The sequence below is a fragment of the Nocardia vermiculata NBRC 100427 genome, assembly GCF_001613265.1.
Taxonomy (GTDB): domain Bacteria; phylum Actinomycetota; class Actinomycetes; order Mycobacteriales; family Mycobacteriaceae; genus Nocardia; species Nocardia vermiculata.
Map to the genome: position 1 here is coordinate 90,235 of NZ_BDCA01000015.1, position 23,359 is coordinate 113,593.

Consider the following 23,359-nt stretch of genomic DNA (forward strand, 5'->3'; position numbering starts at 1 on the left):
CACCCCAGGAGACAACCGTGACCTCCACAGACAACATCGATCTCGACCGCACTCGCTTCTACATCGATGGACGATGGGTGGCACCACATCGCGCCGACACTCATCTGGCGTTGGAAGCTGCCACCGGAACACCGTTGGGCACAGCAGCTCTGGGCTCCGAAGCAGATATCGACACCGCCGTCCGCGCTGCCCACCGCGCCTTGCACGGCCCGTGGGGCAGCACCACGGCCGCCGAACGGGCAGCCGTCATGCGCCGGTTCGCCGAGGCGCTCGCGGCCCGCGCGGAGCACACCTCGACTCTGGTCAGCCGGGAAAACGGCATGCCGATCGCACTGTCCAACATCTTCAACGGCGCGGCGCCCGCGGGCCTGCTGCGGATGTATGCTGACACCATCGAGACCATGGCCCTGGAGCAGGCCCGCCCCAGCCAAGCCGGATCGACGATCGTGCGCCGGGAACCCGTCGGTGTCGTCGGCGCGATCACTCCGTGGAACTATCCGCAGGTCCTCGCGATGATGAAAATCGCGCCCGCCCTCGCCGCGGGCTGCACCGTCGTGCTGAAGCCCGCCCCCGAAACCGCTTTGGACGGTTACGTGCTCGGCGAAGCTGCTGCCGAAGCGGGCCTCCCACCCGGTGTGTTGAACATCGTGGTCGCGGGACGGGAAGCCGGCTCGGCGCTGGTATCACATCCGCTGGTCGACAAGATCGCATTCACCGGATCCACCGCGGCGGGACGAATCATCGGCGCCGAATGCGGACGGCTGATCCGGCGCTGCACGCTGGAACTCGGCGGAAAGTCCGCGGCCATCGTGCTCGACGATGCCGACCTGACCACCTTCGTCGCCGGACTGGGCGATGCGTCGTTCCAGAACAACGGACAGACCTGCACCGCGCAGACGCGAGTGCTGGCACCGCGGTCGCGCTACAACGAGGTCGTCGACGCCGTGGCCCAGTACGCACGCGAAATGGTTGTGGGCAACCCGCTCGACCCGACGGTCACCTGTGGGCCGATGGCCAGCGAAGCCCAGTTGGACCGGGTGCTCGGCTACATCGACCTGGGGAAGAAGACGAACGCGCGGCTGGTAACCGGCGGCGTCCGCCCGAGCGCACTGCCCGCGGGCTGGTTCGTGGAGCCGACCGTCTTCGCCGATGTCGACAACTCCGAACGCATCGCCCAGGAAGAGATCTTCGGGCCTGTCATCACCGTCACCCCTTACGACGATGACGACGATGCCGTCCGCTTGGCCGACGACAGCGAATACGGCCTCGGCGGATCGGTCTGGACCACCGACGAGCAGCGCGGCATCGCCGTAGCCCGCAGGATCCGCACCGGGACGATCGGCGTGAACTACTACCTGCAGGATCTCGGCGCTCCCTTCGGCGGCATGAAGAGCAGCGGCCTCGGACGCGAACTCGGACCGGAAGCCTTGGACAGCTACCTCGAATACAAGTCCATCTATGCGAGCGCCGCACAGATCGGATAGCCCGACGACACCGCAACAAGGAGGAAATTGTGCTTGCACAGACCGCGGGCCTGTCCGAGGTTCAGATCGACATCCTGTCCACCGTACGGGCATTCGTGAGCAAGGAGATCATTCCGCACGCGCAGGAACTCGAACGGGCCGACCGCTACCCGAGCGAGATCGTCGAGTCCATGAAGCAGATGGGCCTGTTCGGGTTGACCATTCCCGAGGAATACGGTGGCCTCGGTGAATCACTATTGACCTATGCGCTGGTCGTCGAGGAGATCGCCCGGGGCTGGATGAGCGTATCGGGGGTGATCAATACGCATTTCATCGTCGCGCACATGATCGCCCGGCACGGCACTCCCGAACAGAAGAACAGCTACCTGCCCCGGATGGCAACCGGCGAGATCCGGGGTTCGTTCTCGATGTCGGAACCCGACCTCGGCTCCGACGTCGCGGCGGTCAAGACCCGTGCGCGCCGCGACGGGGACGAGTACGTGATCGACGGAGCCAAGATGTGGCTCACCAACGGTGCCTCGTCGAATCTCATCGCTCTGCTCGCGCGTACCGGCGACGACCCGAAGCCGAGCCGGCGGCTGACCACCTTCCTCGTGGAGAAGCCCGAAGGTTTCGGCGAGGTCGCCCCCGGTCTCACCATCCCCGGCAAGATCGAGAAAATGGGTTACAAAGGGGTCGATACCACCGAAGCGGTATTCGACGGCTTCCGTATCCCCGCGACTCAGGTCCTCGGCGAGGCGCCGGATCAGGGATTCGGGTTCATGATGGATGGCGTCGAGGTCGGTCGCGTCAACGTCGCGGCGCGGGCGTGCGGGATCACGATCCGCGCCTTCGAGCTCGCGATCGACTACGCGCAGCAGCGCAAGTCCTTCGGCAAGCCGATCGCCGAACACCAGGCTATCGCATTCAAACTCGCCGATATGGCTGCCAAAATAGAAGCCGCGCACCTCATGATGGTCAACGCAGCGCGTCTGAAAGGGACCGGTGAACGTAACGATATCACCGCGGGAATGGCCAAACTGGTTGCCAGCGAATACTGCGTCGATGTCACTCAGGAATCGTTCAGAATCCATGGCGGCTACGGGTATTCGAAGGAGTACGAAATCGAACGACTGATGCGTGAAGCCCCGTTCCTGCTGATCGGTGAGGGCACCAGCGAAATTCAGAAAACCATCATCAGTCGTGGCCTGCTGCGCGCGTACCGATCGCGCGCCTGACCCGCACAGGACGGAAATACATGTCCACCGATAACCTTCCGCTGTCGGGACTTCGTGTCGTGGAAGTCTCCAGTTTCGTCGCCGCGCCGTTGTGCGGGCTCTCGCTGGCACAGCTGGGCGCCGAGGTGATTCGCATCGATCCGCCGGGTGGCGCGGCCGACCACACCCGGTTGCCGACCACCGGCGACGGCACCAGTATCTACTGGACCGGCCTCAATCGAGGTAAGCAGTCGGTGATCTGCGACGTGCGCAGTACCGAAGGTCAGCAACTGATTCAGCGACTGATCACCGCGCGGGGCGACGGCGGCGGCATCCTCGTGACCAACGCCGGGGGACGCGATTGGCTCAACCACCAAACCCTCGAGCGGATGCGGCACGATGTCATCACCCTCGAGATCCTCGGGCGGCGCGACGGCACCCCCGGAGTCGACTACACCGTGAACGCCGCCACCGGGTTCCCCTACGTCACCGGCCCGCCGAACCACGGCGATCCGGTCAATCACGCGCTGCCGGCGTGGGATATCGCATGTGGCTTCTACGCGGCGTTCGCACTCACCGCGGCGATACTTCGCCGTGCCGGAACCGGACGAGGCATGCACATCACGCTGCCGCTCGACAATGTCGCGCTCTCGATCGCGGGAACTCTCGGATACCTCACCGAAGTTCAGGTCAACGGATCCGAAAGGCCGCGCACAGGCAACCACGTGTACGGCACGTACGGAACCGATTTCGTCGCCGCCGACGGTGCCCGCTTCATGATCGTGGCGCTCACCCCGAGACACTTCCGCGGCCTGGTCTCGGCCACCGGCACCGCCACCGCGATCGCGGCTCTCGAGTCCGCGCTGGGCGCGGACTTCACACGCGACGCCGACAGGTACCGGCACCGCGATCTTCTCACTGCGCTGTTCGCCGACTGGTTCTCGAGACATACCGCCGAGGAGATCACGTCGACGTTGAGCACATGTGCAGTCCTGCACGAACGCTACCGCACATTCGCCGAAACCTTTGTCTCACCAGATGTTCAGGACAATCCGTTGTTCACCGAACTCGAGCAACCGGGTATCGGCACCTACCTGGCGGCGGGAACAGCCGCCCTGTTCGACGGTCGGCACCTACACTGTGGCGCCGCGCCCACGCTCGGGCAACACACCGACGACATCATCGTCGAACCACCGGAGCGCACACACAGCGAAGCTGAACTCCGGCGATAGAACCCGTCGAATCATCCTCGACGTTTCCGCCGGAGCACAGGTCAGTCGATGACCGCCTCGGAGAACACCGGAGGATTGCCCAGCATCGGCCGATGCGAGGGCGGCTGCTGTCCTTTGGTATCCACCACGCCGAGTTCCTGGGCGATCTCGGCGCCGACGAGTACCCGGCCGGTACGGGTCATCAACTCCGGGTCGCGTGCGAGGGCGGCGATGATGCGGCCGGTGAATTCCGGCGACTCGGCGGTCGCCGCGAGGCCGTCGTAGGCGCCCGGATCGGCGGCGAATCCGGCGAGTGTGCGTTCGGTGGCGAGTAGCCCCATCCAGATCGATACGACCGCCACGTTCCAGGGCCGGAAATCGACTGCCATATCGTGCGCCATCTTGTCCACCGCCGCCTTGCCGGCCCCGTAGGCCGGTCCGTGCATGTAGCAGGTGCCGCCGAACGACGACGTGTTCACGACCAGTCCGCCACCGCCTGCGACCAGCAGCGGCGCGGCGAAGTAGCTGGTGACGTATGTCGAACGCATGCCGACATCGAGCAGGTCGAGCAGCGACAGCGGCTTTTCCCAGAACGGCCCCTTCTCGGTCAGGCCGTCGGGCACCGTGAGCGCGTTGTTGACCAGGATGTCGAGGCGGCCGTGCTCGTCGCGAAGGCGTTCGAAGAAGGCCTCGACCTGTGCGTCGTCTCGATGGTCGAGCACGACGGGCACGCCGCGGCCGCCGCGGCGACCGATCTCCTCAGCGGTCGCGAACACGGTGCCCGGCAGCGGCGCATCCCCTTCGTTCCGCGTCCGCCCGGTGACGTAGACCGTCGCCCCGGTCTCCCCCAGGGCCAGCGCGATTCCCTTCCCCGCACCACGACTGGCGCCGGTCACCACCACGACTCGTTCCGAACCCACCATCGACTCCCTCCACTGCCCGACAATTCACACCGAATCGTGCGACCCGTGCCACCACCGAACCGGATGGGCCGTCAGCAGCACAGCCGCCTTCCCGGTGGCCGGAAAGGCGGTAGTGCCGCGCCCAGGATCAGTGCCGTGCACGGCTGTCGGCACGGGCCGCGAATTCCGTTGCGGCACTGTCGACCGGTTCGGGTCTCACCTGCTGTGGGTCGAGCACGCAGTGCGTGCGGCCATAGACGGTGAACATGCAGCGGTTGTTGTGATTGCAACGGCCGTTGGTGGTCGGCTCCGCCTGCATCTTGTGCACCAGGTCGGGTTCACGCAGCAGCGCGCGGCCCATGGCCACGAAGTCGAAGCCCTCGGCCAGGCCTCGCTGCGCGTGCTGGGCGTTGTTGATTCCGCCGAGCAGGATCAGCCTCGTATGTTTCACCGCGGGCACGAACTGGCGCGCGGATTCGAGCATGTACAGGTCCTCGTAGGGATACTCGCCGAGCACCTTGCGCCCGAAGAGTTTCACACCCGTCTTGAACGGCTCCTTCTGGACGGAGGCGAAGCCGTCGATCGGCACGTCACCGCGGAACAGGTACATCTGGTGGTAGACCGAGGATCCCTGGGTCAGTTCGATGGCGTCGAGGTTGCGGTCGCGATCGAGCAGCTGGACCGTGCGAATCGACTCGTCGAGCCAGATGCTGCCGCGGATACCGTCGTCCATGCTCAGTTTCGCGGTGACCGCGGCACGGTCGCCGACGACTTCACGCACCCGCTGCGCGATCTGGCGGACGAATCTGGATCGGTTCTCGATGCTGCCGCCGTATTCGTCCTTGCGCCGGTTGATCTTCCGGCTGAGAAAGGAACTCGGCAGGTACAGGTGACCGAAGTGCAGTTCCACCGCGTCGAAGCCCGCCTCGACCGCCACCTCTGCCGCTCGGGCGAACTGGTCGATCACGATCTCGATCTCGTGCCGCCGGATCGGGCGGCAGTACTCGAAGGACGAAGGATTGACGAACTTACTCGGCGACAGCGCAGTGATGCCGGTGATCTTCTTCGACGCCACCACTCCCGCATGTCCGAGCTGCGCGGAGATCGCTCCACCTGCCGCGTGGACAGCGTCGGTCAGCTTCTTCAGTCCCGGAAGTGCCGCGTTGCTCATCACGATCTGCCCCGGAGCGCTGGCTCCTTCCGGGGCGACACAGCAATACGCCACGGTTGTCATCCCGACCCCGCCGCGGACGAAGGCCAGGTGGAAGTCGATCAGATCGTCGGTGACCAGGCCGTCGGGCGAACGCCCCTCCGACGTGGCCGCCTTGATGAACCGATTCCGTAGTCGCACGGGGCCGAGGGTGGCCGGTGCGAAAGGGTCGGAGGCGTGATCGGTGGTTGCTTGCTCAGAGGGCATGATGTGGGCCTTCCCGGTGTGCTCCGTCGGCATGATCCGAGTTCACGAAATGGCGTTCGCCCGGGGCTGTGCGGGCTGCGATCGGTGAGAGAACGATCGCGATAGTTCGTTACGCCGCGTGATGTTAGACACAGACGTCGAGCCGGGTGACCGGCCGTCCCGCTGAGGGGGACGACTCAGCGAACGGCCGTGGTGTTGTCACCGTCCTGAGCGTCGGAGCCTACGAGCTCGGGTGCCGGTGGCTCTTCGAGCACCGCAGCAATCGCCTGCAGGTGCCGGCGCATGCGGTATTGGGCCAAGGCGGCATCGCCGCTGGTGATCGCCGCGACGATTGCCTCGTGCGCCTGGTGCGAGGCGGCTGCCCCTTCTGCCCAGTCCGGGTGGGACTCTCGACTGTCCCACCCCTGCTGCACCATCTCTTCGTCGAGTTGGGCAAGGACTTCGACGAAGAGCGTGATGGCGGGATTGCCGGTGAGTTCAGCGATCTCGCTGTGCAGATTCCGCAAGTGACCGGTAGTCACGCCGTGCGTCACCAGCTCCTGCTCGGTATGCAGCGCATCGTTCAGGCGGGCGATCCCGGCTTCGGTCAACCGTTCCGTTGCCGTGACCACCCCGGCGAGTTCGAGCGCCATGCGGGCCTGGAACAACTGTTCTCGCGTCACCTCGGCGTGGCGCAGATATACCCGGGCCGCGTGACGAACGACCCCGGGATCCGGTTCGGTCACCACCAGTCCACCGCCCGGACCGCGTCGCATGGCGGCCATCTGATGATGTTCGACGAGCCGGACCGCTTCCCGGAAGACCGCGCGGCTGACACCGTATCGCTCGATGAGCTCGGATTCGGAACCGAGGATGGTCCCGGTGCGCCAACCGTTGGCGATGATATCTGCCTCGATCCGCTCGGCGACCGTCTCGGCCAGCCGCCGCCCACCGCGACCTGCGCTCACCACGTCGTCCTTCTGTCCACCGACCATGGACTGATACTACCTACCGCACCTTCTTTTAAGTGCACCTAATAGCCCTTCCGGAGCAACACATAGCCACACAGTATGAGTGTCCTCTATAGGGTCACCAATGCGTATGACATCCATTCAGAGAGTGACGCAGGTCTCGACACTTAATAAAGAGTGCACTATACTACCGTGAGCCCCGGTTGCTTCGGATATCTCTAGCCGGGATGCGCCGCGTCGCACGGCTACGCGATGTCGAGGACAGTGAACTCTATTAGTGCGAAGAGCTCCCCTCGAGCGACCCGAGCCGTGCTCGATCCCGCAAGGAAAAGGAGCCAGCAATGAACGCACCAACCGGATCGGTTCGTGGCGATGCACTCATCCGCGCACTGAGCCGGCCTCGGTCCGGGACGATCTACGACCTGTCTACGGGGTGGTGGCGGCATATGCCGAACTTCGAGGGTTACCCCCGTTTCGAGGTCGTCACCTACAACTCCCCCGGCGGACAACGGGTCGACCAGCGCTTCCCGTTCGACGACCCGGAAGCGAATGCCGTCGAGTTCGGATACGTTTCCGAGCTGATCTCCGGAAGCCTGCACACCGGCACCCACATCGACGCCTTGTGCCATGTGACCAAGGGGCCGAACGACGAATGGCACGGCGGAGTCGCCGCCTCGGACGCAGTGGGAGACTACGGCGCCCGCCGTGGCGACGCGGCCGCACTCGAGCCGATCGTGTGCCGTGGAGTGCTGCTGGACATCCCGGGACTACTCGGACTGGACGCATTGCCACCGGGATTCGCGGTCGATGCCGAACACCTCGCCGGCGCCGCACAGCGCGCAGATGTGGAGATCGAGGCCGGCGACGCGGTCCTGGTCCGCACCGGTCAGATGCGTTTCTGGCCCGATGCCGAGCGGATCCGGCAGGAAAGCGGCGGCAGCGGCGTCGATCTGAGCGGAGCCCGCTGGCTGGCCGAGCGCGGTGTCCGCTATGTGGGTGCCGACACCCAGTCGTTCGAGGTGCGCCCCTCCTCGGTCCCGGGCAACCCGCTGCCCGTACACCTGTTCCTGTTGCAGGAACAGGGAATTCACATCATGGAGTGGGTCGACTGCGAGGAGCCGGCTGCCGCGGGGGTGACCAGTTTCCTGTTCGTCGCGCTGCCGTTGTCGATTCGCGGTGGCACCGGTTCGCCGATCCGCCCGATTGCCATCGTCTGATCATGCGCGACGAACACGGCGACGGCGAGCCGGCCGTTCTGCGCTCCCGGAAGGGCGCGGTACTGCTGCTGACCCTGAACCGTCCCGGCAGACGTAATGCGCTCGACGACCACGCGCGCCGAGAACTGGCCGGACAGCTCGAGGCCGCCCACACCGACCACGGCATTCGCGCGATCGTGCTCGCCGGCTCCGGCGGATTCTTCTGTGCCGGTGCGGATATCGGTGCCATGTCGCAGGAGCCCGGTGCCGCGCACGCTCGAATGACGTTGCTCACCCGGCTGGCACGGGCGATCGTGCACGGTCCGAAGCCGGTGATCGCCGCGGTGGAGGGCGGGGCATCCGGATTGGGACTCTCACTGGCGGCGGCGTGTGATCACGTCGTCGCTGCGGAGAACGCCCGCTTCACCGCATCGTTCGGACTCCTCGGCCTGGTAGGCGATACCGGACTGTTCTGGAGCCTCACCGGACGCCTCGGCCCCGCACGGGCGCGGCGGTTCCTGCTCTTCACGGAGAGTGTCGCGGCACCCGAAGCCGCCCGCATCGGAATAGCCGACGAGCTGGCTGCCCCGGGCGAGACGCAGCGTGTCGCGCTCGACCGGGCGGCGCAGCTGGCCCGGGCGTCCGCGCCGGCGCTGGCGGCCACCAAACGCATCCTGGCGAATCCGCTGCAGGACTTCGACTCCCTGCTGGCCGCCGAAGCCGACGCCCAGATCGGGCTGCTGACCTCGAGCGACTTCGACGAGGGCCGCCGCGCCTTCTTCGAACGACGTAGTCCTGTGTTCACCGATCACCCACCATCCTGAGGAACCGAACGTGCTGCCACCGAACTCATTCGAAGGGCGGGTCGCTGTCGTCACCGGCGGCGGATCCGGTATCGGCGAGTCCATTGCTCGCGAACTCGCGCGGCTGGGAGCCGATGTGGCGGTGCTCGGGCGTCGCCGCGAACAGTTGGAGGAAGTCGCCGCCGATATCCGCTCCCGCGGCGGATCTGCCGCGGCCTACAGCGCCGATGTGCGCGACCGCGACCGGGTGCAGGAGGTCGTCGACGCGGTGATCGGCCGCTTCGGTCGGATCGACCACCTGGTCAACTGCGCGGCGGGAAACTTCCGCGTCGCTCCCGAGAACATGTCGCTCAACGCCTGGCAGGCCGTGATCGGGATCGTGCTCAACGGCAGCTGGAACTGTACCCAGGTCGTGGGCCGGGAGCTGATCGAGCGGGGCGGCGGTTCCATCCTCAGTATCGGGACGACCATGGCCGAGCACGGCAGCGCCACGACCGTGCACTCGGCCAGTGCCAAAGCCGGTGTCCGCAGTATGACCAAATCGCTGGCCTCGGCATGGGGTCGATACGGAGTCCGGGTCAACCTGGTCACCCCGGGCCTGACCGACGACACCTCGGGTGCGTCGGTGCTGCATTCGACGCCCGAGGCACGCGCCGAGGCACTTGCGACCATCCCGGCCGGACGACTGGCGTTCCGCGAAGAGGTAGCGCAGGCCGCCACCTATCTGCTCAGTGACTTCGCCGGTTATGTGACCGGAGCCGAGCTGGTGATCGACGGCGGGCGCAGCCTCGGCAAGTTCTGATTCGACCTCGAGTTCTGTTTCGACCCAGGAGAAGGAAGACGTTCATGGAGCCGACGGACACGGTGTTGCCGGCCGAGATGATGGCGAACGACGTACCACTGAGCCCACTGAGCTTTCTGCACCGTACGGCGGAGATCAAAGGCGATGACCTCGCCTTGATAACCGATGCCGGGGAACAGATCTCGTGGTCGGGTCTGCTCGACCGCGCGCAGCGGCTGGCAGCGAACCTGCGTGCGCTGGGCCTGGGCCCCGGGGATCGGGTCGCGATTCTCGCGCCCAACGATGCTCCGCTGCTGGAGGCCCACTACGGCGTGCCGGGTGCGGGCTGCGAGCTGGTCGCGCTCAACACCCGGCTCTCACCGCCCGAGTACGAGGATCTGTTGCGCAGGTCGGGAGCCAAGGTGGTCATCGCGGACTCCTCGCTGGTCGAACGGGTCGAACAGGTGGCGAGTCGGCTGCCGCAGATCCGGGTGATCGTGACGATCACCGATTCCGACGACCGGGACGGCTACGAGCACTGGCTGCGCTCCGTGCGTGGCGTCTCGCTCCGCCTGCCGCAGGACGAGCGCGCGCCGCTGGCGATCAACTTCACCTCCGGAACCACCGCGGGACCGAAAGGCGCCGTCTACACCCACCGCGGCTGCTACCTCAATGCCTTGAGCCAGGTGGTGGCCACCGGGCTGCGCGCCGATTCTCGGTATCTGTGGACGCTGCCGATGTTTCATTGCAACGGTTGGTGTTTCACTTGGGCGGTGACCGCCGTGGGGGCTCAGCACATCACGCTGCGCAAGGTCGATTCGGCCCGGGTGCTGGACCTGATCGCGGACCACGGCGTGACACACCTGTGCGGCGCACCGGTGGTGCTGGGTGGACTGGTCGAGGAGAGCCGCACTCGGCACCGCCAATTCGACCAGGATGTGCTCTTCGCGGTGGGCGGTGCACCGCCGTCCCCAGCTGCGATCGAGGCGATGTCCGGCATGGGCGTGCAGATCCTGCACCTGTACGGCGCGACCGAGACCTACGGCCCCTCGCTGGTGTGCGAGCCGCGACCGTCGTGGTCGTCGTTGAACGCACACGACCTCTCGCGCAAACTCTCCCGGCAGGGAGTACGCACCCTGAGTGTGGAATCGGTCCGAGTGCTCGACGAGCGCGGCGACGATGTTCCCGCCGACGGCGGCACCCTCGGCGAGATCGTGGTCCGGTCCAACACCGTCATGTCCCATTACCTCGACAACCCCGCCGCCACTCGGGCGGCGTTCGAGGGTGGCCGGCTCCATACCGGCGACCTCGCGGTGCGCCATCCCGACGGCTACATCGAGATTCACGACCGGATGAAGGACATCATCATCAGCGGAGGCGAGAACATCTCCTCGATCGAGGTCGAGAACTCGCTGCTCGAGCATCCCGCCGTCTTGGAAGCGGCAGTGGTGGCCCGCAGCCACCCGCGCTGGGGCGAAGTTCCGCTGGCATTCGTCGCCCTGCGCGAGGATCACCTGCTCACCGAGAGCGAACTGATCAGCTGGCTACGGGCGCGTATCGCCCATTTCAAGGTGCCCGCGTCGGTGGTTTTCGGCGAGCTGCCGAAGACGGCGACGGGCAAGATCAGGAAGGCCGAGTTGCGCGATGCCCACTGACCAAGGCCACCGCTTCGGGGTGGACCGCGCCGCATTGCTGCTCGACGCGTTCGAGGGCTCCGATCGTCTCACCCTCGAACAGCTGGTGAACAGAACCGGTCTGCCGCGTTCCTCGGCGCATCGGATGCTGCAGCGACTCGTGCAACTGCGGTGGGTGCACCGCGAGGGCGGCTACTACGAACTGGGAACGCGCTTACTCGAATTGGGTTCCCTGGCCCAGTATCAGAGCCGACTGCACCGAGCGGCGCTGCCCTTCCTGCACGAGCTGCACCGGGTGACGGGACGCGTTGTGCATCTGGCTGTGCTGGACAACGCCGATGTCGTCTACCTCGAGAAGCTCGGCCGGGGGCCCGCCGCCCGGATCCCCGCGCGGATCGGCCGGCGGCAGCCGGCCCTGCACACGAGTGTGGGCAAGGCCATACTCGCCCACCTGCCGCCGGACGAGCTGCACCGCATCCTCGCGGTCGAGCACCACGGCCGCGGGCTGGCGCCTCCTGCCGATGTACAGCGACTGCACGCCGAACTGGCCCGGGTCCGCGACCGTGGGATCGCCGTCGAGCACGGGCAGACGGCCCACGGGGTCGGGTGCATCGGAACACCTGTCGGGCCGCCGGATGCCGTGATCGCGGCTGTCTCCGTGTGCGGGGCGATCGCCGATATCCGAGCCGGTCATCTGCTCGCTGCTCCCCTTCGGCGTGCCGCGCAAGGTATCTGGCGTAGTTACCGGGATCGGGGGCCGGGTGTCACGCCCGGCCCCCGATCACTTCGATCCGTTACGCCGTGACCTCTGCGCCCGGTTTCGCCGACGCGCCGAGGCTGCCGGAATCGTTCAGTGCCAGTGGGCGAATCGTCCGGGGCAACGTGGCAGCCGCGATGGCCCCGATCGCCGCCACCGTCGCGGACAGCACGAACACGAGGGTGATACCGAGGTCGCTGTAGAACGTCTGCTCGCCGGCGACCACTGCGATCCGCGAGTTGAGGATCGCGAAAGCGATGATCGGCACGATCGCCGAGACGAGGCTTTGCGCCACCGCGACAATGCTCGCGGCACTGGCCTGCAGCTTCGGCACGACGGCCGCGATCACCAGATTCGGAATGGATGCGTAGATGAGCCCCTGACCGAAACCGAACACACCGATGAACACGATGAGCAGCACCTTGTGGTCGTGCACTCCGGCCGCCAGCGCTGCCGCGAGGACCTCGATCAGCAGACCGGCCGCCATGAGGCTGCGCAAGGGCACCCGTCGAGCACAGAGACCGACCACGATCCCGCCCACCAACGTCGCCGCCCCGAACGGCGCCTGAAAAATCGAGAAGCCTTGTGCGGTCACGCCGAATCCGTAGCCGAGCCCGAGGGTCGACGGTGTCATGCACATCAGCGGTAGCACCAGTGAGAAGACGACGCCGGCACCGTAGCAGGCTCCGGCCCCGATCGTGGTGAGCGCAACGGGTCGGCTACACAGGACGGGGAGATCGATGAGCGGCTCACGCACCCTTCGCGCGGAGACGAGCCAGAACCCCAGCAGCACAGCACCACCGATGAGAGTTCCGAGTGTCGAGGGTGCCGTCCATCCCCACTGCGGACCGAAACTGATTGCCACCAGAACGCCCGCCAGACCGCCGCTGAGCAACAGGGCCCCGATGGGATCGAGCCGCCCGTCGGTGCGAATCGAGGTCTCGGCGGTGGTGAATGCGATCAGGACGGCGAGCACGGCCAACCCGATCATGGTGAACCAGAAGATGCTGCGGAACCCGAAGGTGTCGATCAGCCATCCGGCGAGGAACGGGGCGAGGACCGTGATAGCTCCCATCCCGCTCGTGGCGATGCTGACCGCCATCGGCACGGTGCGCTTCGGATACACATCGCGAATCAAGCTGTAGCTCAAGAACAGACACGGCGTCAGCAGACCGGTCAGTGCGCGGCCCGCGATGAGCACCGGATACGTCGGGGCCAGAGCCGACAGCAGCGACCCGAGCGCGGCCGACACGGCGCAGCCCAGCAGTATTGCGCGCTTGCCGTGCCGGTCGGCGAGCCGGCCGACCAGTGGGCAGGAGATGGCGCCGACGAGCAGGAAAGCCGTGAGCAACCACGCGCCCTGGGTGGTCTCGTAGTGAACGAGAATGTCGGGCAACGCGATCGAGATCATCATGTAGCTGACCGCGAGCATTTCCAGGAGCAGCACAATCGAGACCAGCGAGCACACCAGACGTGGGGACCAGCCCCGGTCCTCGTCGGTGCTATCGCATGGGGGTGGGGATGCGTCAATACTCATGAGTGGGTGTCCGATCCGAGAAAGAATGCCGCCGGTACGGCGGTTCACAGAGTCGGCGATATTTCCGGCGATGAACGCCTGTGACCGATATCACGACCGACCAGTTCAGGCTAATTTCGCAGGCGGTGCGGCAACAGCTTCTTTCCACCGAGCGGAAACAATGAAACTACTCGTAGTAGCGACCGACGTTCTCTGCCACGCACACCGGTTTGACCGACCCGAGTCGTTCATAGGTACGGGCGGTGACCACGTCGGCGCCACCATCGACGTCGACAACCGCGGTCACCATCGCACGCATGCGAATCGACGAGCCCACCGGGATGGGTGCGGGAAACCGCACCCGGTTGTATCCGTAATTGAGACTCCGTGAGAATCCGCGGAATTCGAGGAGCGAGGCCATAAAATCTGGAGCGAGCGCCAGAACGTACAGACCATGAGCGAGCGTCGAGCCGTGCAGGCTGCGGGATGCTCGTTCTTCGTCGACGTGAATCCACTGATGATCGCCTGTCAGATCGGCGAACGCCTGAATATGTTCCTGGGTGATCACGCGCCAGTCGGTGGGTCCGATATCGACACCTACGAGCGCTCGACATTCGTCGATGTTGTTCACTGTCAGGGGTAGCTGTCGAAACACCATGAGGTTTCTCTATTCGTCGACCGAACCAACAGCCTCGAGCGCCACGGCGCGCACCGCTCTGCGGTCGGGCTTGTTGTTCGGAGTCAGGGGGATGGAGTCGAGCAGCCGCATCGTCTTCGGAATTTTGAAGCCGGCGAGACTGTCTCGGCAATACTCCCGGAGTTCGTCGACGACGACGGTGGTACCCGGGGCCGCGACGATGCCCACTTCGACTCGTTCACCCCAGTATTCGTCCGGCATTCCGTACACGATGGCGTCGGCCACTCCGGGATGGTTCAACACGACCTCTTCGACTTCGCGAGGAAAGACGTTCTCGCCGCCACTGATGATCATTTCCTTTTTCCGCCCAGCGATGGACAGCCAGCCGTCCTCGGCCCGGGAGGCGAGGTCGCCGATATGCACGCCGTCGGGCCGGAAGGTCTCGGCCGTTTCCCCCGGCAGGCCGAAGTAGCCCTGGGTCTGCCACGGGCAGGACACGACGAGCTCGCCGACCTCGCCTGCCGCCATCTCGCGGCCGTCGTCTCCCACGATCCGGACGACGACCCCGGGTAGCGGACGCCCCACCCCGGCATACCGCCCGGCCTCCAGGTCTTCATGGTCGAATCCGATCACGGACCCGAATTCGGTTGCGCCGAAGCCGGCCCGGATCCGGGCGTTGGGAAACTCGCGGACCAGGTCGCGAACGAAGTCGCCGGTGGACGGTGCCGAGCCGTAGCGAATCGCGGTCACTGTTTCGCGATGGGTCGCGGCGAAGGATTCGTGCTCCCGCAGGGCGGTGAACATCGTCGGCGCCCCCATGAGCCGGCTGGCTCCGTCGTCGATCGCGGCGAGGGCGGCGCCGGCGTCGAAGCGGCGCTGTATCCACACCTCGCCGCCGGCGAGCAGGGGTGTCAGCACACTGGTGCCGAGGGTGATGTGGAAGAAGGGCGAGAAGCACAGTTCGATGTCGGAAGGCGTGCGCGGATTGCCGTGGGCGCAGGTGTTCAGCCACAACCACATACTGCGGTGGGTATGCACCGCCCCCTTGGGAGCTCCGGTGGTGCCTCCGGTCGGGAAGATGATCGCCGGGGCGGTTTCCGGCACCTCGGGAACCTCGACACGCTCCCGAGCGGGCGCATACAGCGGTGCCAACCGCTGTATGCCCGGCACCCTCGTGGCCGCCGACGGCAATTCGATCACGCGGTAACCGGTTCGACGGACGGGATCGGCATAGGTCGGATCGGCGACGACGAGACTCGGTTCGAGTGTCGCGAGATAGGTCCGCATCTCCGCGGCGGTCAGCCGAGTGTTGAGCGGCGCGGCCACCATGCCCGCGGCCATCGTCCCCAGGATCGCCATGACGTGCGCAATGGAGGGCTCCATGGCGGTCACCACCCGGTCACCGGGTCGTATTCCCGCATCCCGTAGTCCCGCGCCGACACCGTTCATGATCGCGACGAGTTCGGCGTAGGAGATCTCGCCGAATTCGTCGCGCATCGCACGGCGGTGCACGCCATGGGGTTGCGTCCCGATCGTTGCCAGCCATGACGGCAACGTCAGTGCTGCACACATGCGCTCTCTCCCTTCCGTGCCCGCATCGCACGGGCACCGTGTGCGGCATCGTTCCTGCCGAATGAGTCACACCGGCATTGAGTGTACTCATAAATCTTGCCAAACTTCGGCCATTGAGTACACTCTTATGGAGGACAGGCGCGATTTCGCCTGCATATAGCTGCAAATCGGACTTATTCCGTATCCTCGACTGTGGGTTTCACTCCGCAGCGTCGAACCGTTGTCATCACGTTAGGAGCAACTCAGTGGATTGCACCCCCAGCCTCCCGGCAAGTGGGCCGGCCGGACCGACCCGAACCGATGGGGGTCGTTGATGGAATTCGCGTGGAGCAAGGAGGACGCGGCCTTCCGCACCGAGCTCGTCGACTATCTCGACGCCGAACTGACCGGCGACTGGTCGCGGTCGGACGGCACCGGCCTCGGCAGCGCGGTGTACACCGAGTTCTCGAAGTCGTTCGTACGGAAACTCGCCACCAAAGGCTGGCTGACCCCGCACTGGCCGCAGGAGTACGGCGGCAGCGGCCAGAGCGCCTGGCAGCACTTCGTGCTCGGCGAGGAGATGTGGAAGCGCGGCGAGCCGCGTGGGCCGCAATACATGAACGTCAACTGGGTGGGCCCGGCGATCATCAAATACGGCACCGAGGAGCAGAAGCAGAGTCTGTTGCCGCCCATCGCACGCGGTGAGGTCTTCTGGTGCCAAGGATTCTCCGAGCCGGAAGCCGGAACCGACCTGGCGTCGTTGAAGACTCGCGCGGTGCGCGACGGCGACGAGTACGTGCTCAACGGTCAGAAGATCTGGACCTCCTACGCGAACGCCGCCGACTACTGCTTCCTGTTGGCGCGCACCGGCCCGCCCGGGTCCCGCGGCGACGGCATCTCCGTATTCCTGTTGCCGATGGACACTCCCGGCGTCGAGGTACGCCGCATCGACTGCCTGGTGGGCGAGCACTCCTTCAACGAGGTGTTCCTCACCGACGTGCGTCTCCCACACAGCGCCTTGCTGGGCGAAGAGAACAACGGGTGGAACATCGTGCGCCGCACGCTCGCCTACGAGCGGGTCGGCGCACCACGGTATGCCCGCGCCGCACTGGTGCTCGACGGCCTCGCCGAATGGGCCGGCAGCCGTGGACTGCTGGACGATCCCGGGGTGCAGGAACAGTTCGGCGAGGCGCGCACGCTGTGCGAAGCCGCGCGGGTGCTCGTGTACCGCGTGATCGACGAGCGCGCCAAACAGAAGGAGCCCTCACCGCTGGCCTATCAGGCCCGCGCGGCGATGGTGCAGGCCGAGCGTGCCGTGGGTGATCTGGCGTTGGACGTCATGGGCAGCGAGGCTCTGGTGGAAGGCTCCCTCGGCGATGCACAGTTCCGCAACTCCCTCGGCGCCGGTATCGCGGCCGGCAGCTACGAGGTGCAACTCAACCTGATATCGCGGCTCATCCTGGGAATGCCGAAGGACTAGACATGGATTTCGAACTCTCCGAAACACAGCGACCGGTGCTGGACGCGCTCGACACACTTCTCGTTCGGCACGCCGGCGTGCAGCGGTGCCGCGCTCTGGCCGCGGTCGAAGGGTACGACCACGCCCTCGAACGAGAGCTACGGGTCGGCGGGTTCTTCGACTCGTTCACCGAGGAGAGCGTCGGCCCGCTCGGGGCCACTCTCGCCGTGGAGCGAATCGGCGCCCATCTCGGCACGATCGCGGCCACCGCGCACCTGCTGGTGCTGCCCGCACTGGGTGTCGACTCGGTCGAGGGCGCGGTGGCGCTGGTGCTCGGCGGTGAGAACCGGCCCGTGCGGTTCGGGGCCGAAGCATCCGCGGTGCTGGCCGCAGGTAAGGACCGATGCAGGCTGGCGCACTCGTCGCCGACGGCCGAGGCTGCCCTGCCGTCGGCCTACGGATACTCGCTGGGCCGGGTCGCCTCCGATGCCGGCGAAGACCTGGCCCCGGGAACGGCCGCGACCATGATCAATTGGTGGCGGGTCGGCATGTCCGCGGAGGCGATCGGGATGATGGACAAAGCCCTCGACATCGCCGTCCGGTACGCGGAGGACCGCCGCACCTTCGGGCGCGCGGTCGGATCCTTCCAAGCGCTGCAACACCGCGCGGCGGAACTGACCGTCCTGGTCGAGGGGGCGCGCTGGCTCACCTACGAGGCGGCCTTCCACGGCGCGCCCGAACAGGCGTCGGCCACCGCCGCGGCACACACGATGGCTGCCCTGCAGAAGGTGACGCGCGAGACCCACCAGTTCCTGGGAGCCATCGGACTCACCCGGGAGCACGATCTGCACCTCTACACGCTTCGGCTGCAGGCATTGCGGACCGAACTCGGCGGGCTGCGCCGGCATCGGCGAGCGCTGGTCGCCGCACGATGGGGCGGGGACGTGTCGTGAACCGCCCGGCCGCGTTCACCCGAGACGAGCAGGCACTCGCCGAGGCGGTGCGCGGGTACTGCCATGCCAAGTGCACCGACGATATCCAACGCGCACCCGGTCCCCCCTTTCCGGAGCAGTTCTGGACCGGCCTGGCCGAGCTCGGAGTCTTCGCCATGGCGGTGCCGTCGGAAGAGGGCGGTTCCGGTGAGATCCTCGCTACGGCAATCGAACTCGGGCATTCGGTGGCGCCGGGTCCGGTGCCGGCCACCTTCTTCGCCGCGCACGCCCTACCCGCGGATCGCATCGGCGGGCTCGTAGCGGGAACCGAGCTGGTGTCGGTCGGCACTGCGCCGCTGATGCCCTGGGCGGAGATCGCCGATATCCACATCGAGTGGACCGGTGCCGGGGCCTGGGTGGTGCGGCGGGTCGGAGCCGCCGAACCGGTGGAGACGCTGGGCAACGAGCCGTGGGCCCGGATCTCGGTCGAGCGGGAGCATCCCCTCGAGCGCGTCGCGGCCGCCGGCGACCTGTTCCATCTGGCGCTGGCCGGATATGCGGTGGGTGCCGGGCGGCGGGTCCTCGACACCGCTGTCGACCATGCCCGCACCCGCGAACAGTTCGGCCGGACCCTCGGATCCTTCCAGGCCGTCGCGCACCCACTGGTCGACGCGAGCCTGGAGCTCGAAGCCGCGGAGAAGCTGTCCATTCTCGCGGCCCGAGCCACCGACGAACCGCATACCGACAACAGAGGGCTGCCCGCGGCAGCACGACTGTCGGCGTCGCGGGCCGCCATGAACGCCGCGTTCGCTGCGCATCAGGCGCTCGGCGCGATCGGCTACTCGGTCGAGGGACCGATCGGCCATATAACACAACGTATCCGGCAGCTCACGCTGCCGACCGGCATGGACACCGAGCTCGAACAGCAAGTCCTGTCCGGTTTTTCCGCAGAGAGGGTAGAGCAATGACGCAGCACGACGAGCAAGCACAGCACACCGAACCGGAGGTGCTGTTCGACAAGCGTGACCACATCGCCTACATCACCCTCAACCGCCCGCACAAGGGCAATTCGCTGACCGGGACGATGATGCCGGTGATGAAGGAAGTCTGGGGCGAGGTCCGCGACGATCCGTGGATCCGGGCGGCCATCGTCACCGGAGCCGGCGACCGGCACTTCTGCACCGGCGCCGATGTGAACGTGGTCGCTTCCCGCGGCGGTATGAGTACCGGAACCGGTCCGCTCACCGACGAGGTCTACTGGTCGCCGCGGCAGAACCGGGTATGGAAACCGGTCATCTGTGCGGCCAACGGGCTGGTCGCCGGTGCGGGCCTGCACTTCGTCGTCGACGCCGACATCGTCGTCTCGGCCGACACCGCCGCCTTCATGGACACCCATGTCAATGTCGGGCTCGTCGGTGCGATGGAGAACATCGGCTTGGCCAAACGCTTGCCGCTGGGCACCGCACTCCGGATGACGTTGATGGGCAAGGACTATCGACTGCCCGCCGAGCGCGCCTATCAGCTGGGCCTGGTCGACGAACTGGTCGCACCGGACAAGGTGATGGAGACGGCGCAGGACATCGCGCGCAGCATCGTGAAGAACTCGCCGGCCGCGGTATCGCTGTCCCAGCAGGCGGTCTGGAATTCGCTCGAGATGGGATACACCCAGGCCTGCGAGTACGGCTGGGCGCTGCTGCGGCTGCATTGGGCGCACCCGGACTCCAAGGAAGGACCCCGCGCCTTCAGCGAACGCCGCGAACCTCACTGGACGACCACTCCGCGGCCGGAGGCCTGACGTGGACTTCGGATTCTCGCCGCAGGAAGAGGAGTTCCGGCGCGAGGTACTGCACCTGCTCGACCGGTTCCAGGGGACCAACGGGTACTTCCACCGCACCCCGGACGCCTGGAAAACGGTCAAGGAGCTCTACCGAGAGCTGGGCGCACGCGGCTGGCTGTCGCTGTCGTGGCCGACGGAATTCGGCGGCGCGGGGCTGCCGCCGACCTACGAGTTCATCCTGTGGGACGAAATGGCGTATGCGCGGGTCGCGCGGCCGCCGATGGGTCCGGGCCTGGTCGCCAAGGCGCTGATGTCACACGGTTCCGCCGAACAGCAGCAACGCTATCTGCCCGCGTTGCGCGCGGGCACGATGAACTTCTGCCTCGGCTACTCCGAACCGGAAGCGGGCTCCGACCTGGCTTCGGTGCGCACCCGAGCCGCCCGGCACGGCGAGGTGTACCGCATCGACGGGGCGAAATGCTGGACCTCCAACGCGCACTGGGCCGACAACATCTGGTTGCTCGCGCGCACCGGTGAACCCGGCAGCCGCTCCCGCGGGCTCAGCGTGTTCATCGTGCCGCTGACGTCGCCGGGCGTGCAGGTCTCCCCGATTCCGACGCTCGAGGGCGGGCGGCTCAACGAGGTCCGATTCGACGGTGTCGAGGTGCCCGTCGAGAATCGGGTGGGCGCGGAAAATCAGGGCTGGCAGGTCGTCGGCTCGGCGCTCGCGGTGGAGCGGCACGTGCAGTTCCCACCCAAGCGGGTCAGACGCGACCTAGAGGACCTCGTCGACTGGGTGACCACGACCGGTCTCGACACCCAACCGATGGTGCGGCAACGTCTTTCGGCCCTTGCGGTGAAAGTGCGGGAGGTGGAGGCGTTGTCGCTGGCGCTGCTCGGTGAGATCACCAGCGGGGAACCGTCCGCGGTCGCTGCCGCATACCACAAGCTCGCCGGCACCGTGCTGTGCCAGGAGATCGCCCGCGCGGGCCTGGAATTCGGCTCCCCGGAAGCGCTGGTTCGCGGTACCGATGTCGAATTCATGTGGCGGCAGGCGATTCTGGAAACGATCGGCGGCGGCACGTCCGAGGTCATGCGGACTCTGATCGCGAAGCAGGCCCTCGGCTTGGACAGCAAACGCTGAGCCCCATCGGAACCCGTCGCCGGCCGGCACGGATGTCATTTCTACAGTAAGGAGTCCGATATGACCGCCGTTCCCAACATGCGTGAGCTCGGCCGGAAGGTGCGAAACTGGGGTCGCTGGGGCGCCGACGACGAGCGCGGAACCACCAACCTGATCACGCCGGAACGCGTCGCGGCCGCCGCCGGTCTGGTGCGCACCGGCGAGGTCTTCGACCTGGGTATCCCACTCGACAGTGACGGTCCGCAGCCGGGCGGTTTCCGGAACAACCCGATCCGGCTGATGGCGGAGAACGGCCAGGAACAGGTGTTTCCCGGCGGATTCAAATACGCCGACGACTACATCTTCATGCCGCTGCAGGCCGGTTCACAGTACGACTCGCTCGCCCACGTGTACTACGACGAGCAGCTTTACAACGGTCACCCCAGCTCCGGGGTGACGGTCAAGGGCGCCGACAAGTGCGGAATCCACACCCAGGCCAAAGGTATCGCCGGACGCGGGGTCCTACTCGATGTCGCGAAGTACCGCGGAGTGGACTGGCTCGAAGCGGGCACCGTGATCGGCCCGGAAGAACTGGACGCCGTCGCGGCCGCCCAGAACGTCCAGGTCGGGGCCGGCGACATCGTGCTGATCCGAACCGGTTGGCGGGCCAAGTTTGTCGCCGAAGGGGACGCAGCCGGATTCATGGCGGGCGAACCGGGTCTGGGGCTCGGATGCGCCACCTGGCTGCGGGAGCACGACGTCGCGGTCGTGGGCTCGGACAACTGGGGTGTAGAGGTGGCGCCCGGTGAGAACCCCGACGCCCTGATGGAACTGCACATGGTGCTGATCCGGGACATGGGTATGACACTCGCCGAGATGCTCGACCTCGAAGAGCTGTCCGCCGCCTGCGCCGCCGACGGAACCTACGAGTTCTTCTACACCGGTGCACCGCTGAAGTTCACCCGAGGCGTGGGCTCCCCGATCAATCCTCTCGCCATTCGGTGAGTTTCGACCGAGTTCCGCTGCGCCGCAGCGACCGGGCTGTCGAACCGGGCATGGTCGAATGAGCTGCCGGTGGTGAAGGTGGACCCGTCGAATCGTGCCGGACCGGTGAAGTCGGCGGCGCCGAAATCGGCATCACCACGGAACTGCGCACTGTCGAAATACGCTCCGCGTTGAAATGCGGTGCGATAGAAGCGGGCCTCGCGGGTGAAGACCGCGAGCGGGAATTGTGCGCAGTCCCGGAAGGTGGTTTCGTCGAAACGGCCGCTGCCGAACCGGGTTCCGAAGAATCGGGCGGAATCGGTGAACACCGCCTCCCGGAACCAGGCAGTATCGAAGACAGCGGACTGAAAGTGGGTCTGCCCGAGAAACGTCGCACCGTCGAAACGTGTCACCCCGGCCAGGGTGGCGGATTCGAACAGCGCCGGCCCACGGAATACCGCCTCGGTGAAATCGACATTCTCGAGGTAGGCGTTCCGCAGATCGATCGCCACGCCCGACCAGTTGCCGCGAATACGGCGGCGGCGCATACGGTCGGCGAGAACCGCGACGATCGTGTCACGTACGGTCCGCTCGTCCCCCATATCCCGCCCAGTCGGCCACGGTTCCCGCAGATAGCCGCAGAGCACGTCGACGCATTGCTGGCGCCGGGTGAACGGCGAACCGTCGGCGACATCGGCCAGTGCGTGCACCGCCGAAACCTGCGCCGCCGGCTCACCGACATACAGATCCGCCGCTGCCGAATCGAACGCGTCGACCGGATTCAGCGGCCGCCGAAACCGCCTGCGCCGACCTGAATCCGTGGAATTCGCCGCATCCGCGACCAGCGCATTCGCCGCCGACGGCGGTGATCGATGTTGTACGAGCGCTACCATTCGAACCTCCTAAACGCCGTGCAACGCCCAGAAAAGCCCTATTTGCTGTAACGACGGTATAACCGGTCGGACGTTTCCATAACAATCGTCATCGAAAAGTAATCGAGCGGATACGGCGTGGCGGTCGTACAGTCCTCGGGGTATGCGCCGAGGAGC

General features: G+C 66.3%; 21 protein-coding genes. 14 read left to right on the forward strand and 7 right to left on the reverse strand.

Going from position 1 to position 23,359, the window contains the following annotated elements; all coding sequences use genetic code 11:
- Positions 1–17: 17 nt before the first annotated feature.
- The 3 genes from NV2_RS16890 to NV2_RS16900 are packed head-to-tail and all read left to right on the forward strand — an operon-like array spanning position 18 to position 3,912.
- Positions 18–1,484 (forward strand): aldehyde dehydrogenase, encoded by a 1,467-nt coding sequence (locus NV2_RS16890; RefSeq protein WP_067874797.1) that lies wholly within the window; start codon positions 18–20, stop codon positions 1,482–1,484.
- Positions 1,485–1,513: 29 nt separating this feature from the next.
- Positions 1,514–2,701, forward strand: coding sequence for an acyl-CoA dehydrogenase family protein (locus tag NV2_RS16895; RefSeq protein ID WP_245662641.1), 1,188 nt, complete (start codon positions 1,514–1,516; stop codon positions 2,699–2,701).
- Between the two features lie 20 nt (positions 2,702–2,721).
- Positions 2,722–3,912 carry a CoA transferase gene (locus NV2_RS16900; protein ID WP_067874803.1) on the forward strand — a complete coding sequence of 397 codons (1,191 nt, stop codon included), beginning with the start codon at positions 2,722–2,724 and terminating at the stop codon, positions 3,910–3,912.
- Between the two features lie 41 nt (positions 3,913–3,953).
- Here the strand turns inward: NV2_RS16900 and NV2_RS16905 are convergent, their stop codons facing one another.
- The 3 genes from NV2_RS16905 to NV2_RS16915 form a co-directional block, all read right to left on the reverse strand.
- The gene (locus tag NV2_RS16905) at positions 3,954–4,814 is read right to left on the reverse strand and encodes an SDR family NAD(P)-dependent oxidoreductase (RefSeq protein WP_067874806.1); all 861 of its coding nucleotides are present in this window, start codon (positions 4,812–4,814) and stop codon (positions 3,954–3,956) included.
- Positions 4,815–4,941: 127 nt separating this feature from the next.
- Positions 4,942–6,210: an NADH:flavin oxidoreductase gene (locus tag NV2_RS16910; RefSeq protein WP_067875002.1), complete on the reverse strand. Its 1,269-nt coding sequence runs from the start codon at positions 6,208–6,210 to the stop codon at positions 4,942–4,944.
- Between the two features lie 176 nt (positions 6,211–6,386).
- Positions 6,387–7,184, reverse strand: a complete 798-nt coding sequence (locus NV2_RS16915) for a FadR/GntR family transcriptional regulator (RefSeq protein WP_084474889.1) — start codon at positions 7,182–7,184, stop codon at positions 6,387–6,389.
- A gap of 317 nt (positions 7,185–7,501) precedes the next feature.
- On the opposite strand from NV2_RS16915, the gene NV2_RS16920 reads away from it, so the two are divergent.
- The 5 genes from NV2_RS16920 to NV2_RS16940 are packed head-to-tail and all read left to right on the forward strand — an operon-like array spanning position 7,502 to position 12,379.
- Positions 7,502–8,377: a cyclase family protein gene (locus tag NV2_RS16920; RefSeq protein WP_067874809.1), complete on the forward strand. Its 876-nt coding sequence runs from the start codon at positions 7,502–7,504 to the stop codon at positions 8,375–8,377.
- Positions 8,378–8,379: 2 nt separating this feature from the next.
- Positions 8,380–9,180 carry an enoyl-CoA hydratase/isomerase family protein gene (locus NV2_RS16925; RefSeq protein WP_067874812.1) on the forward strand — a complete coding sequence of 267 codons (801 nt, stop codon included), beginning with the start codon at positions 8,380–8,382 and terminating at the stop codon, positions 9,178–9,180.
- Between the two features lie 10 nt (positions 9,181–9,190).
- The gene (locus NV2_RS16930) at positions 9,191–9,961 is read left to right on the forward strand and encodes an SDR family oxidoreductase (RefSeq protein ID WP_067874815.1); all 771 of its coding nucleotides are present in this window, start codon (positions 9,191–9,193) and stop codon (positions 9,959–9,961) included.
- 44 nt (positions 9,962–10,005) lie between these two features.
- A complete protein-coding gene (locus NV2_RS16935; RefSeq protein WP_084474893.1) occupies positions 10,006–11,595 on the forward strand; it encodes an AMP-binding protein in 1,590 nt (529 codons plus the stop codon).
- A complete protein-coding gene (locus NV2_RS16940) occupies positions 11,585–12,379 on the forward strand; it encodes an IclR family transcriptional regulator (protein ID WP_067874818.1) in 795 nt (264 codons plus the stop codon). The genes NV2_RS16935 and NV2_RS16940 overlap by 11 nt, the downstream gene beginning before the upstream one ends.
- Here the strand turns inward: NV2_RS16940 and NV2_RS16945 are convergent.
- The 3 genes from NV2_RS16945 to NV2_RS16955 form a co-directional block, all read right to left on the reverse strand.
- Positions 12,369–13,868, reverse strand: a complete 1,500-nt coding sequence (locus tag NV2_RS16945; RefSeq protein ID WP_067874820.1) for an MFS transporter — start codon at positions 13,866–13,868, stop codon at positions 12,369–12,371. The two genes, NV2_RS16940 and NV2_RS16945, sit on opposite strands and share 11 nt — an antisense overlap.
- A gap of 166 nt (positions 13,869–14,034) precedes the next feature.
- Complete coding sequence (locus NV2_RS16950; protein WP_067874823.1) at positions 14,035–14,505, reverse strand: MaoC family dehydratase; 471 nt, start codon at positions 14,503–14,505, stop codon at positions 14,035–14,037.
- 9 nt (positions 14,506–14,514) lie between these two features.
- Positions 14,515–16,056: a class I adenylate-forming enzyme family protein gene (locus NV2_RS16955; protein ID WP_067874826.1), complete on the reverse strand. Its 1,542-nt coding sequence runs from the start codon at positions 16,054–16,056 to the stop codon at positions 14,515–14,517.
- Positions 16,057–16,369: 313 nt separating this feature from the next.
- Here NV2_RS16955 and NV2_RS16960 point away from each other — a divergent pair, with 313 nt between their 5' ends.
- From NV2_RS16960 to NV2_RS16985, 6 genes are read left to right on the forward strand one after another with little or no spacing between them, the layout of a single operon-like run.
- Positions 16,370–17,515, forward strand: coding sequence for an acyl-CoA dehydrogenase family protein (locus NV2_RS16960; RefSeq protein ID WP_067874830.1), 1,146 nt, complete (start codon positions 16,370–16,372; stop codon positions 17,513–17,515).
- 2 nt (positions 17,516–17,517) lie between these two features.
- A complete protein-coding gene (locus NV2_RS16965) occupies positions 17,518–18,447 on the forward strand; it encodes an acyl-CoA dehydrogenase family protein (protein WP_067874833.1) in 930 nt (309 codons plus the stop codon).
- Positions 18,444–19,394 carry an acyl-CoA dehydrogenase family protein gene (locus tag NV2_RS16970; protein WP_067875008.1) on the forward strand — a complete coding sequence of 317 codons (951 nt, stop codon included), beginning with the start codon at positions 18,444–18,446 and terminating at the stop codon, positions 19,392–19,394. Before NV2_RS16965 ends, NV2_RS16970 begins: the two co-directional genes overlap by 4 nt.
- The gene (locus tag NV2_RS16975) at positions 19,391–20,221 is read left to right on the forward strand and encodes an enoyl-CoA hydratase/isomerase family protein (protein WP_067874836.1); all 831 of its coding nucleotides are present in this window, start codon (positions 19,391–19,393) and stop codon (positions 20,219–20,221) included. The genes NV2_RS16970 and NV2_RS16975 overlap by 4 nt, the downstream gene beginning before the upstream one ends.
- Before the next feature lies 1 nt (position 20,222).
- Positions 20,223–21,347, forward strand: a complete 1,125-nt coding sequence (locus tag NV2_RS16980; RefSeq protein ID WP_067874839.1) for an acyl-CoA dehydrogenase family protein — start codon at positions 20,223–20,225, stop codon at positions 21,345–21,347.
- A gap of 60 nt (positions 21,348–21,407) precedes the next feature.
- Positions 21,408–22,331, forward strand: a complete 924-nt coding sequence (locus NV2_RS16985; RefSeq protein WP_067874843.1) for a cyclase family protein — start codon at positions 21,408–21,410, stop codon at positions 22,329–22,331.
- Here NV2_RS16985 and NV2_RS16990 read toward each other — a convergent pair.
- On the reverse strand, positions 22,262–23,203 hold the full coding sequence (locus NV2_RS16990; RefSeq protein ID WP_067874846.1) for a pentapeptide repeat-containing protein: 942 nt from the start codon (positions 23,201–23,203) through the stop codon (positions 22,262–22,264). The two genes, NV2_RS16985 and NV2_RS16990, sit on opposite strands and share 70 nt — an antisense overlap.
- Between the last annotated feature and the right edge of the window lie 156 nt (positions 23,204–23,359).